General features: G+C 37.5%; 10 protein-coding genes and 3 pseudogenes. 10 read left to right on the forward strand and 3 right to left on the reverse strand.

The window, feature by feature from the left end; all coding sequences use genetic code 11:
- Positions 1-175, reverse strand: a pseudogene (locus V7K41_RS32805) (AAA-like domain-containing protein); the annotation flags it as partial.
- A 279-nt stretch (positions 176-454) separates the two neighbouring features.
- Here V7K41_RS32805 and V7K41_RS05100 point away from each other — a divergent pair.
- The 5 genes from V7K41_RS05100 (at position 455) to V7K41_RS05120 (ending at position 5628) form a co-directional block, all read left to right on the forward strand.
- Complete coding sequence (locus tag V7K41_RS05100; protein WP_334846111.1) at positions 455-802, forward strand: DUF4407 domain-containing protein; 348 nt, start codon at positions 455-457, stop codon at positions 800-802.
- A 21-nt stretch (positions 803-823) separates the two neighbouring features.
- Positions 824-970 (forward strand): hypothetical protein, encoded by a 147-nt coding sequence (locus V7K41_RS05105; RefSeq protein WP_334846113.1) that lies wholly within the window; start codon positions 824-826, stop codon positions 968-970.
- A gap of 114 nt (positions 971-1084) precedes the next feature.
- The gene (locus tag V7K41_RS05110) at positions 1085-1591 is read left to right on the forward strand and encodes a DUF4407 domain-containing protein (protein WP_334846121.1); all 507 of its coding nucleotides are present in this window, start codon (positions 1085-1087) and stop codon (positions 1589-1591) included.
- Between the two features lie 187 nt (positions 1592-1778).
- On the forward strand, positions 1779-3920 hold the full coding sequence (locus tag V7K41_RS05115; RefSeq protein WP_334846115.1) for a glycosyl hydrolase family 18 protein: 2142 nt from the start codon (positions 1779-1781) through the stop codon (positions 3918-3920).
- A 376-nt stretch (positions 3921-4296) separates the two neighbouring features.
- Complete coding sequence (locus tag V7K41_RS05120) at positions 4297-5628, forward strand: AAA-like domain-containing protein (RefSeq protein ID WP_334846117.1); 1332 nt, start codon at positions 4297-4299, stop codon at positions 5626-5628.
- Positions 5629-5696: 68 nt separating this feature from the next.
- Here V7K41_RS05120 and V7K41_RS05125 read toward each other — a convergent pair whose 3' ends face one another.
- The gene (locus tag V7K41_RS05125) at positions 5697-6155 is read right to left on the reverse strand and encodes a helix-turn-helix domain-containing protein (protein WP_334846118.1); all 459 of its coding nucleotides are present in this window, start codon (positions 6153-6155) and stop codon (positions 5697-5699) included.
- 68 nt (positions 6156-6223) lie between these two features.
- Between V7K41_RS05125 and V7K41_RS32810 the strand changes: the two genes are divergently transcribed.
- The 3 genes from V7K41_RS32810 (at position 6224) to V7K41_RS05135 (ending at position 9196) form a co-directional block, all read left to right on the forward strand.
- Complete coding sequence (locus V7K41_RS32810; protein ID WP_442943131.1) at positions 6224-6328, forward strand: AAA-like domain-containing protein; 105 nt, start codon at positions 6224-6226, stop codon at positions 6326-6328.
- A 1192-nt stretch (positions 6329-7520) separates the two neighbouring features.
- A complete protein-coding gene (locus V7K41_RS05130) occupies positions 7521-7904 on the forward strand; it encodes a polyketide synthase (RefSeq protein ID WP_334846120.1) in 384 nt (127 codons plus the stop codon).
- Positions 7874-9196 (forward strand): acyltransferase domain-containing protein, encoded by a 1323-nt coding sequence (locus V7K41_RS05135; protein ID WP_334846123.1) that lies wholly within the window; start codon positions 7874-7876, stop codon positions 9194-9196. Before V7K41_RS05130 ends, V7K41_RS05135 begins: the two co-directional genes overlap by 31 nt.
- Here V7K41_RS05135 and V7K41_RS05140 read toward each other — a convergent pair.
- A pseudogene (locus tag V7K41_RS05140) lies at positions 9193-10205 on the reverse strand (IS701 family transposase). The gene V7K41_RS05135 and the pseudogene V7K41_RS05140 overlap by 4 nt on opposite strands.
- Before the next feature lie 360 nt (positions 10206-10565).
- Here V7K41_RS05140 and V7K41_RS05145 point away from each other — a divergent pair.
- Positions 10566-11981 (forward strand): annotated as a pseudogene (locus V7K41_RS05145) (polyketide synthase dehydratase domain-containing protein); the annotation flags it as partial.
- A gap of 249 nt (positions 11982-12230) precedes the next feature.
- Positions 12231-12428, forward strand: coding sequence for an acyl carrier protein (locus V7K41_RS05150; RefSeq protein ID WP_334846124.1), 198 nt, complete (start codon positions 12231-12233; stop codon positions 12426-12428).
- Positions 12429-12493: the final 65 nt, after the last annotated feature.

A 12493-nucleotide genomic window follows, 5' to 3' on the forward strand; every position in this document is an offset into this window, starting at 1 on the left:
TCTGCACTCGCAAGCTAGACTTGCCCATCTGCCGCGAGTTCAGCACATAACAAAACTGACCCCACTTTAAGCGCTCATAAAATTCTGTATCAGCATATCGTTTCACATAGCTAGGAGCGCTACTCTCAAGACTCCCTCCAATTTGATATTCAAAGTTTGATTTCGCTGCTGTCATCAAGGCTTTCCTTTACATTTTCTAATATATTTAGTTTTAATTTCATAATACAGCCATATAAATAATTTATTATTTAGCATTGCCAGAGAAGAATTATACTATTTTCATCGATCAACTGACTTTAGCTGACTTTTACCTATTTTCGATTTTTGAGTATTCCTAATTAATTAATAAATATCTGACTTTTTCCTCTTGTATGATTCACAACATAGCATAAAGATACTGGTATGGTTTAAAGAAATTTAGGGATGCCATTAAATACTACTAAAGGAGTCTCAAATGTCTTTTCCAAGCTTGAAAAAATTTCTTTTATTTGCTTTTGGTATCAATACTAACATCGTATCACATGAGTCTATGTCTCCTGAAAACCGTTTTTCAGAAGAGAATAAGTACGCATCTATTGGTGCATCTATTTTACTGACTGCTGTTGTAGCTTTTTTATCTGGAAGCTATGCATTATATACTGTATTTAACTCTGTTCTAGTCTCTAGTTCGATAGGTTTTATTTGGGGAATAAAGATTTTTAATTTAGATAGATTCGTTATTTTAAGTAGCAGGAAGAAAAAAAATAATTTGCGGGGAGATATTATCGTAATAATTCCTCGTTTACTGCTGGCTTTTTCATGAGTTTTTGTTGTTGCTAAACCTGTGAAAATAAAATTTTTTGAAAATAAAATAAACCAAAAAATCGATGAAGCTAATGCTCAAAAAGACGCAATCTTTAGCAAAGAAGAAAGCGATGAGTTGGAGAGAATTCATAATAAACAAGTGAATGAAATAGCTTTTTCAAAGTGAAACTCTTATTCGACTGCTCTTGTGAAAAAAAGCAATGAAGATTACAAGCAGCAAAGAGAAACAGTTCAAAAAGAAACTCAAATAAAGCGATAAGGACTTAAGCCAAAAGAGGATATAGGACTCATAGGAAAAATTCAAATCTTAGAAGAGTTGAAAAAAGCTAACCCAACAATTGAATATAGTAGTTTATTTATTACTATTTTATTTATTGCGATAGATAGTGTTCCCATAACACTGAAGCTTCTATGTAAATATAGCCCATACGACGCTTACATTGAAACACAAGAAGAAAATGCAATTTACTTAACATCAAAAGAATTGTCAGATATAGAGAGAAAAAATAATGAAATAATAAATAGTAAAAAGATTGATAAGCTATCTGATACTATATTATCAATTACAGTGAAAATACCAAATGATAAAGAATTAACAGGATTAGCCGAATATAATTCTATTAGAAATGAAATTTTGCAGAAAATTTTACAAGAAAATCAAAAAAAAGTATTAGAAGTGTTAACAACTAATCGAGAAAATCAAAATGGAGGGAAAATCCCAGTAATGGCAAATAACAACGGAAACGGTCAACAAAAATCTCAACTATTGAATAATATCTCAACATGAAATAGGCAATTAGAAATCACGACTATAAAAACAAAGTCCGCCTTTACAGACTTCTGAAAATCAATGGTTTGAAACTCATTTAGGTAGGTTTTGTTTTTGTAGCTGTGGCTGTGGTTTCCAGTACCTCAAAGGGGTATCTAACTTAGTGAAATGATCGTAAATTTTTAAATGAAGCATTGTTATCATCATGTACGTAACAAAAAAGTTAGCTATCAAAAAGTTTAGCCTTTTGCAAAAATGGACTAATTTTGGAAAATTCCCACGCCAAATTGCAGATGTCAACGGTGATGGACGAACTGATATTGTTGGTTTTGGCTGTGATGCTGTTTATGTATTTTTGGGTCAAACTAATGGAACTTTTGGTCAAGCTTTTATAGCTAGAAACGATAATTTTACTGCAAAAAAAGGGGGATGGACTAACTTTAACAAATATCCGCGTCAACTCGCTGATATCAACGGTGATGGTCGGGCAGATATTGTTGGTTTTGCAGATAATGCTGTTGATGTATCTTTAGGTCAAAGTAATGGAACTTTTGGTAAAGCTTTTACAGGCATAAGTGATAATTTTACCGTCAATAAAGGGGGATGGACTAGCTTTGACAAGTATCCGCGTCAACTCGCTGATGTCAATGGTGATGGTCACGCAGATATTGTTGGCTTTGGATATGATAATGTCTTTGTCTCTCTTGGTCAAAGCAATGGAACTTTTGGCGAAGCTTTTGTAGCGAAAAATGATGGTTTTACTTTTAATCAAGGAGGATGGACTAGTTTTGATAAGTATCCACGTCAACTCGCTGATGTGAATGGTGATGGTCGCGCAGATATTGTTGGCTTTGGATATGATAATGTTTTTGTCTCTCTTGGTCAAAGCAATGGAACTTTTGGCGAAGCTTTTGTAGCGAAAAATGATGGTTTTACTGTTAATCAAGGAGGATGGACTAGTTTTGATAAGTATCCGCGTCAACTCGCTGATGTGAATGGTGATGGTCGCGCAGATATTGTTGGTTTTGGATATGATAATGTCTTTGTCTCTTTTGGTCAAAGCAATGGAACTTTTGGCTCGGCGTCTGTAGTGAAAAATGATGATTTTACTGTTAATAAAGGTGATTGGAATAGCTTTGACCAAAAGCCACGCCAGCTTGGTGATGTGAATGGTGATGGCAAAGCTGATATTATTGGTTTTGCTCAAGATGGAACTTATGTTGCTTTAGCTAATAATCAGACAACACCAGCTCCAATGAATAATCAGTATATTGTAGCTGGTTACTTACCTTCCTGGGGTATTAGTAGTACTACTAATCCTGCAACTATTCCGGTTAATAAGCTGACACATTTGTTCTATGCCTTTGCAGATGTCGATACACAAGGTAACGTTAAACTGAGTCAAGATGGTCAGGATGGTGACATCAATGTATTAAAATCTCTCAAAGCTCAAAATCCCAAGCTAAAAATCCTTGTTTCTATTGGTGGTGCAGGAGAAAATGATTTTTCCTCAGCAGCTTCTACGGCACAATCTAGGATATTATTTGCTCAGTCTGCCATCAATTTTATGAAAAGTAATGGTTTCGATGGCATCGATATTGATTGGGAATTTCCTAAGAAGGAGGAGAATAGTAATTACACTCAATTGCTAGGTGAACTACGCCAACAACTTAATAACGCATCTACTACAGATGGAAATAAATATCTGCTGACTACTGCCCTTTCTGCTTCTCCCTATCAATTGTCTGCATCAGATTACGCTGATGATCCTTACGATTTAAACTCAACTGTTTTGAAAACTACTTCTGAATATGTTGACTTTATCAATTTAATGACCTATGACTACCACGGTAGTTGGGAAAACACAACCAATCACCAAGCTGCTTTGTATAAAAGTAGCAGCGATCAATCATATAATAGTGACAAACTCAACGCTGACTGGTCAGTTCAAAAGTATTTGAGTGCTGGTGTTGAAGCTAAGGATATTGTCTTAGGAGTTCCTCTCTACAGTGACACTTGGGCAGGAGTGAAACCTGGTTCTAACAATGATGGATTATTTCAAAGTGCTACCTCGGTAAACGATCAACTTTTGTATAGAGATATCCACGATTGGGTAGGTACAAATGGATATCAATATTACTGGGATGATAGTGCCAAAGTTCCTTATATCTATAATTCTGAAAAACAAGAGTTTAGTACCTACGAAGATAAACGATCAGTCCTTGGAAAAGTTAATTATGTTGAACAACAAGGTCTAGGCGGAATATTTTTCTGGCAACTCGTTGGTGACTTGCCAATCACTCATTCTGATTCATTAGTTAATGTTGCTGCTACTAATTTGTTGTAGAACCTTCTTTACGGTAGCGAACGGGAAGCCCTCCGGGTCTGGGGGTGACGCTCCTTCTCCTGACGGAGACGCTACGCGAACGTCGCTACTGCTTCGCTAACGATGGAAACCGCCAAAACTGCGACTCCCTTACCGCTTTGTGTCTACGTTAAAAAAATATTTTTAACAGATTAGATAGGACTGTCATCTATATATTTTATTTTATACTACTATATATAGGACTCTTATTTGTTGGGTAAAAAAACTCTGTACAACTCGAAAGAACTGATTTCCTCTTTTCTACTCCCTACCTATGTAAATAAGTTTAGAAATCAGATTGGATTCCGATAAATGAAACTATAGACAAACAACAAAAACAGCTATTTCCTCAGCATCCATGAACTCAAAATTAGCCTTTACTTGGGAGAAAGCTAAACAGCTTACCGAGCAAATTGTTTTCAATAATCTTCGAGAACACCTCAAAGATATTGAATTAGACGTGCTTCGAGGCTCGTGGCAGAGTCTGACTTATGAAAAGATGGCAGAGCAGTACCATCTCTCTGTAAGCTACCTCAGAGGAGATGTGGGTTTTCATCTGTGGCGAAAGCTTTCAGAGGCGTTAGGAGAAGAGGTAACAAAGAGTAATTTTAAAGGAGCGCTGGAGAGAGCCTCGCAAAGGCAATTACTTTTATATATTGATAGCAATGTCAAGCAGCCAAAATCCCCGTTAGCAGAGCTACCTTTTCCAGACGGTTCAGTTCCTCTAGGTTCTGCTTTTTATGTGGAACGAGATGGCCTAGAGTCTGTTTGTTATGAGACAATTGTCAAACCCGCTTCCCTAATTCGGATTAAAGCACCGAAGCTAATGGGCAAAACTTCATTGCTTACCAGGATTCTGGCTCATGCTGAATCCCAGAATTATCAAACAGTATATTTGGATTTAAGTAGTGTAGAGCGGGCAATTTTAACGAATTTGGACAAGTTCGTGCTTTGGTTGTGTTTTATGGTTGGTCGGAAGTTAAAGTTAGAAAATCGATTAAAAGATTATTGGGAAACAGAAATTTTAGGTAGCAATCATAACTGTACAGTGTACTTTGAGGAGTATTTATTGCCACAAATAAATTGTCCTTTGGTATTAGGGTTAGATGAGGTTGATCGGATTTTTCCCTATAACCAAGTGATTGAAGACTTTTTCGGGATGCTGCGAAGCTGGCATGAGAAAGGGAAAATTTCTGAGCAATGGAAACAACTAAGGCTGGTGATGGCACATTCTACCGAAGTTTATATCCCGTTGGACATGAACCAATCTCCCTTTAATGCGGGGCTACCAGTGGCGTTGCGAGAATTTGACCACAAGCAGGTGATAGATTTGGCTCACCTTCATGGAGTAAATTGGAATGATACTCAGGTAAAGGAATTAATGAATATAGTGGGAGGACATCCTTATCTACTGCGATTAGCAATGTACGAAGTTTACACTACAAAGACAACGCTAAAGCAGCTATTACAAGATGCTTCCACAGAAGCAGGAATTTACAGCAACCATCTGCGGTGGTACTTAGAGATGCTACACTCGGAAGAGGCTCAAGGTTTAAAAGAAGCGTTAAAAAAGGTGGTCACTTCACTTGAGCCTGTGGAATTAGATTCATTAGACTTATCCGCAAATGCAAAATGCTTACTATACAATGGTTTGAGGGACTATAGTTGGAGTGCGATCGTAAGCACTTAATGGACGTAACAAACTGATTTTTTAAAGTATGCATCTTTTTCTTTCCCGAATAGTATTGTTTCTGTTTTTCATAGTCTACAGGTCAAGAAGATAGCTTGTTCTGCACTATCCACAATTAATTCGTATTCACCAAGTATTCGACGCAACTCTTGATATTTTTCACTATTTCCTTCTACTTCTTCTATTTGAGATGCTGGTAAGATATCTCTTAAAATTTCTACCCAATAATTAAAGGCATCATTCGCTTTCGTTTTGGAAACGTCAAAGAGTAAGCCTAATATTTCAAAAATTGGTTTTTGTCGAAGATAAAGTAGGCATAAGCATACCCCCTCTTTCGGAGATAGATCCGGTTTTCGTCCACCACCAGGAGCAATAATACGAATTTTATTTTTTTCAATTTCTGTGCGTTTTTCTAAATGGCGTTTTTCCGCCAAATTTACTAATGCTAAAAATTGATCATAATCAATACCGATTAGTCGCTTTGCTTCTTGCGAATGTGATTCAATTCTTGCCAAAGGACTTGTCATTATTCAATTTACGTATTGCTTAATTATTCTTTAATAATCCCATAAAGTTTATATTAAGGATAGGTCTAATGCAGATTTATAAGTTGCATAGTATGGGATTAGTGCAGCAACAGGACAATCAGGTAATGCCTAGATGCAATTTGTACCGTGAGTATTTCTGCAGAGTGTTGTAAGTAGCTATGCGTCATGTAGAAATAAATTTGATAATTTTTGTGACTTTATTTTCCATTCTTTCCTTAAGCCCAGTAGTGCTTAAAAATTTTATATTTAAGTTCTCTTTTCGCTGACTTTTTGCTTTAATTCATATCAAGATTATTTGTCGTGTTTTTAAGGTTATATGACGTTAAAAACATAACTTTGTACTTAAGTTGAGCCTAAAGTCAGTAATTTTCATAATGAGATTTGCTGGCTTTAGATGCGTTTTCTTGTCGTTTAGGTTCTTAACCTGATTTATTCCTATTTTTTTAAATTTCTTACCTATCAATCCTGATTTTTTATTTTTTTAGGACTTACGGACAAGAGATCCTCTAACCCCTGATAAATTAGAGGCTTTTAGCGTTCCCCCCCCTTTATAAGGGCAGGGCTATTTCATTCCATTTCAAATAGGATTTGTCAAGATGGTTAGCGAGAAAATTGTAAGTAAGGGTGGCGATGAAATGAACATTTAATTACTGAGATATCAGTAAAATAGTTCATTTTCTCGGCACGCTGGTAACAAAATAACCAATTTTTAATTGCTAGAACTCTTGATTTTTAAAGCTCTTTGGGGAATGAAACAGCCCTGCTTTTTAAGGGGGATTAGGCAGGGTGGTTTCATACGAAAAAAGAAAATACATAAGTCTTGATTTCTCGTGAAAGTGACATGGCTTTTTCCCTCACTTCCATTCCTCTCCCCCACGGGGGGAGAGGCTTTGAAACCCAGTTTTAATTTTTCTTTGCTTGTATGAAACCACCCTGCTTTTTAAGGGGGATTAGGAGGGATCTAGGTTTCAGGTTTTCAGTGCGTAAGTCCTGTCTTTGATTAATTTAATACCTAATTTTATATAGAATATTTTCCTGACTTTTTCCGATTTTGTTCTAGTTTTATTTCGATAATTATAGTAAATGTAAATAGTTATTCAGAGGAAAGCGCTCACAAGTTATCAAACATAGTTATTTTGATAATTCTGCATTGAGCGAGACTAAATACTCTTTAACTTGTCCTGAACGGTGGTAATTAGCACCGTTCAGGACAAATTAAAAATTTTGCTTGATAGCGTAATCACAGAAAACTTTTATCCTGTCTTGCTAAATTTGTTTAAAGTCCAATTGAAAAGCTTCGTTTATTAGCGGTAATAAACCAAATAAACTCATTTTATAAAGCTTATGCTAAGTAAAGTTCCAGAAAATATTTCTGAAAATATTCAAGATTCTTTAGTCATGCCCAATGATTCAATTGCCATTATTGGTATAGCTTGTCGATTTCCAGGTGCAAACAATTATCATCAATTTTGGCGTAATCTTCAACAAGGCATTAACAGTATCACGGAAATTCCCTCAGAAAGATGGGATATTCAGAAGTTTTATTCTACCAAACCTGAAGAACCTAATAAAAGCATTAGTAAATGGGGTGGATTTATTGAGGGGATAGACCAATTCGATGCACAATTTTTCGGCATCTCTCCTCGAGAAGCACAACAAATGGACCCTCAGCAGAGGCTAATGCTGGAGTTAAAACAATTTATACTCAACCTGTACTATTTGCTTTAGAGTATGCTTTAGCACAACTATGGCTGTCTTTGGGAATCATCCCAGATGCAGTTATTGGTCATAGCCTCGGTGAATACGTTGCGGCTTGCATTGCAGGAGTATTTAGTTTAGAGGATGGGCTAAAACTGATTGCCGAGCGATCGCACCTCATGCAATCTTTGCCCAAAAATGGAATGATGGCTGCTATTTTTGCTGATGTCGCCACTGTGGAAACAGCGATCGCACCTTATGGAGAAAATGTATGTATTGCAGCAGTCAACGGAGCTACAAATATTGTCATTTCTGGAGTTAAAGGGTCAATTGAAACAGCGATCGCACAGTTGCAAGCACAGCAAATCACTGTTCAAGTTTTAAATGTCTCCCACGCTTTCCACTCGTCCTTGATGAATCCCATCCTTGACAAATTTGAGCAAAAGCTTTCTCAAGTTCAGTTTGCACCCTTAAGACTTCCACTAGCATCTAACTTAACGGGTGAGATTCTTCAACCAGGGGAAATACTGGATTTGAGTTACTGGACTCGTCACCTGCGATCGTCTGTGCAATTTGCATCAGGAATTCAAGCTTTAGCGGCACAGGGTTACGACTTATTTATAGAAATCGGTTCCCATCCTACTCTCATCAACATGGGCAAGCGTTGCCTAACGTCAGAAAATGTAACTTGGTTGCCTTCTTTAAAAAAAGAGCAAGACGACTGGCAGATACTGCTAAACAGTTTGGGCGAGTTATATATTAAAGGTGTGGATATTAATTGGGCAGGATTTGACCAAGATTATTTACGTTGTCGCATCCCCCTACCAACATATCCCTTTGAACAACAACGATATTGGTGTGAGTTTAACCAAAAAGAAAATCGCCTCAAGCATACATACACAGGTGCTGTTCATCCTTTACTGGGTACACAGTATCTGGCGGCATTGCAAATATTTGAATCCCAGCTTGATACTGATAAACTGCCTTACCTTGCTGTCCAGCAAGTGGAAGGAGAAGTTGTACTACCAGTCGCAGCTTATTTAGAAATGGCTAATGCGGCTGTCAATCAGGCTTTGAAACTTGATTCTTATAGCTTGTTAGAAGTCGCTTTTCTAAAAAAGCTGTCTTTGTCAGCAGATATTAGCAAAACAGTGCAAACGGTTCTTTCTCCTGATGCTTCCGGAGAAATAACTTTTCAGGTATTTAGCTTGCAAACTGCAACTGATGACCAACCCACAAAGTGGATATTGCATATTAACAGGACTTACGCAACTGTCACAAGCAATGGCGCGGTTACACCGCGCCACGCGCCAAACAATTAAGCGACAAACATAGGAACATCCGGACGTTTTAGTTGCTGAACTAAATAATTTGATAACAATCCATGCTTAATTTGATAGATTGTTTGACCAGTTTTATAAGCTAAATCTTTGAGCCTCAGCCAGACTAAAATAGCGCAGGCAATATGATTTCTTTGAATACGACCTTTACGACATTGACATGATTCAATGCCAGTCAATTGTTTATTCAAAGGTGTTACTCCTCAACTTTCCATCGAACCTTACACACTTTTTGTACAACGTCCATAGAACCTTGAGATAAATCGTTCGTAGCGATAAAATCCGTTCTGTCGGCAGAGACAGTCACCCGGAATAGTTTCACTTTTTTGGCTTGAGGGAACTTCTTGATTTTAACTATTTTACCTGATTTTAACTCCTCATTATCTCAAGATAGCAATTCAATTCTTTTATAATCTTCTTGTTTTTCCGTATCATCAACAAGCCGATTGCGTTTCAGAGGACAATAATAGTATTTCCCTAACTCATCAATATATAACATCAATTTATTTGTTGCATACCAACTGTCCATCAATACAGCTTGAAATGGTAAACTCTTATGATACACAAGGTTTTGCAGCATCTCCGTCACATGAACTATCTTTGTTTTTCCATCTGTATCTGGGTCATAAATACGATAATCAATTACCCAAAATTTTCCGAGTTCATGATTGACATATATACAATTTATTAGCCCAATTCCTTGGATAACTCTATGCTCATTGCCACTATATTGTCGTTTAATTGTTTCTATTTCTATGGTATGTCGTTTATCAATTACTGTGTCATCAAAAACTAGATATCCTTGAGCGCTTACTTGAATTATATCTTTAACATTATCCCAAAGTAACCGTGGCGTTAATTTTTAATTCTTAAGATAGCGATTAATTTTATCATGACTAATCTGTTCTAAATGCTCTGCCAAATTTGTGAAAGTATAATTAATCTGACTACTTAACAAGTACTGGCAATAGTTAAGTTTAGTAAATCTCATAAAATACAGAATTTATCTTATGTATTCTCAACTGATTTTCTCATGATTTGAAGAATACTTCACATAGTCGATTGCTGTTACTAATTTCAGCCATCCCCTCTAGGTACGCCACTCTTTTATAGTACATAAATACTATCAAATAGCGATCGCACTGTGCCAGTTGCGTAAGTCCTGATTAATGGCAAAATTCAAACATCTTCAGGTGTCCCCGTCACACCTATCTCAATAAATGAAGTCCGCACTCGTTGCACAAATCAAATTTCTGTTGCTGAATTTTATCAAAACTTGGAATCTTTGGGTGTGAAATATGATTCCCTACTTCAGGGCATTGAGGAATTATAGCAGCACGAAGGAGAGGCTCTTGCTAAAGTTAGACTCGCACCTACACTGTTAGCAGAGGCGAAGGCTTACCGCATCCACCCAGCACTTTTGGATACTTGTTTACAGGTGTTTTCTGCTACTTTACTATCAGAAAATTTAGATACTCAGGGAATGGCTAGATATGTTCCGGTGAGAGTAGGTAGTATGCGCATCTGGTGTCAACCACCAACTCAGCTTTTCAGCTATGCCCATCTCCATCCCAATGGCAATGGTGACTTAAATGCCTTTGAGGGTGACGTTGTATTGCTAGATGAAACAGGGTTAATCTTTGCCGAAATTAAAGGGATACGTTTTCAACGTGTGCAGCTTGATACCCAAATCGTTAAGCAGAAAAATATTACTAGCCTTGCAGCTGATTACATACTACAGCCAGGAGAAATCAGCGATCGCATACAACCGCAAATCATTCAATTAATCGATCGGTTTGGTTTACAGAATTATGAAGAGTTGTTAACTCGTCTGGATACTTTAAGTATTGTTTACATTCTGCGGGCTTTCGAGCAACTAGGCTGTCAGTTTTCACAACATCAACAACTTTCTGTAATAAATTTAGCTCATCAGTACGGTGTAATTCCGCAGCATTACCGATTATTAGGCAGGATGCTAGAGATATTACAGGAAGAGGGGATGTTAAACAAAGTCAACGAAGGTTGGGAAGTTTGTCAACTGCCCGAAGAGTTGAATTTACAGGTGCAGTCGCCAGAAGCTTTGTTAAAACAATACCCGAAAGCTGATGCAGAGTTAATATTGCTACAGCGATGCGGCGAGCGTTTGGCACAAGTGCTACGTGGTGAATGCAATGCTGTGGAATTGTTGTTTGCTGATGGGACATTTTCTACTACCGAAAGATTGTATCAAGAATCACCCGCCGCCCGATTGAATAATACCTTGATACAGGAAGCGATCGCCATAGCACTTTCTAACTTGCCAGCAAATCGCAAAGTTCGTATTTTGGAAATAGGGGCTGGAACAGGAGGTACAACTGCTTATATATTGTCCAAGTTACCATCTGACCGGGTAGAATATGTTTTCACTGATGTATCCTATCTCTTCACAGCTAAGGCAGAACAAAAATTCCACGATTATCCCTTTGTTCAATATAAGTTGTTAAATATTGAACGCGAACCTCTAGCACAAGGATTTGCACCCCAGGAGTTCGATCTGATTTTGGCGGCAAATGTAATCCATGCCACCAGTGATTTACGACGGACATTAGCGCATATTCAGCAAATTTTGGCACCAGAGGGGATGTTGGTGTTGTTGGAAGCAACCGCAAAATCTCGGATGTTAGATTTGATTTTTGGCTTAACTGAAGGTTGGTGGAAGTTTGCCGATACAGATTTACGTCCTGCTTATCCCTTACTTTCCAGCTATCAGTGGCGATCGCTGCTACTAGAGATGGGTTTTAGCTCTGCTGTAAGTCTGCCTCAAACAGGAGAAGCCAAACAATCTGTAATTTTAGCTCGTAGTGCGATCGATTCCTGGCAGCAAATGCAAGAATTTAATCTGACAAATAGTGATTTACCTCTGTTTGCAGAATTCTTCCAAGAGGTGAAGGACATCTCACCAAAAGTAGAGAGTGTCCAACTAGAAGCAGTGGCACAAGATATCGTGCTTGCAGGGTCATCAAACGCAACTCAGCAAATGCTAGAGTCTTATCTCAGCAAACAAATTGCCAAGTCTTTAGGGCTAACTACCTCCAAGTTAGATATTGATGAGCCGCTGAATAATTTAGGATTTGATTCATTGATAGCTGCCGAACTAAAAAGTCGAATTCAATCTGACTTTAGAATATCTGTACCCATAGCTGACTCAGGGTTAGCGCGTCTCAAACCCTATTGACAAAAGGACTTGCCTGATAGGCAATCAAGTTGGAAACAAAGTGGGACTATCCGGGCTAGGGTAAA

This window comes from Nostoc sp. (genome assembly GCF_036917415.1).
In the GTDB taxonomy this organism is placed as follows: domain Bacteria; phylum Cyanobacteriota; class Cyanobacteriia; order Cyanobacteriales; family Nostocaceae; genus Nostoc.

Excerpts from the sequence above, each read along its gene's own strand:
- V7K41_RS05100 (WP_334846111.1), top strand. The coding sequence starts at position 455 with ATGTCTTTTCCAAGCTTGAAAAAATTTCTTTTATTTGCTTTTGGTATC.
- V7K41_RS05115 (WP_334846115.1), top strand. The coding sequence starts at position 1,779 with ATGTACGTAACAAAAAAGTTAGCTATCAAAAAGTTTAGCCTTTTGCAA.
- V7K41_RS05120 (WP_334846117.1), top strand. The coding sequence starts at position 4,297 with ATGAACTCAAAATTAGCCTTTACTTGGGAGAAAGCTAAACAGCTTACC.
- V7K41_RS05125 (WP_334846118.1), bottom strand. The coding sequence starts at position 6,155 with ATGACAAGTCCTTTGGCAAGAATTGAATCACATTCGCAAGAAGCAAAG.
- V7K41_RS32810 (WP_442943131.1), top strand. The coding sequence starts at position 6,224 with ATGCAGATTTATAAGTTGCATAGTATGGGATTAGTGCAGCAACAGGAC.
- V7K41_RS05130 (WP_334846120.1), top strand. The coding sequence starts at position 7,521 with ATGCTAAGTAAAGTTCCAGAAAATATTTCTGAAAATATTCAAGATTCT.
- V7K41_RS05150 (WP_334846124.1), top strand. The coding sequence starts at position 12,231 with ATGCTAGAGTCTTATCTCAGCAAACAAATTGCCAAGTCTTTAGGGCTA.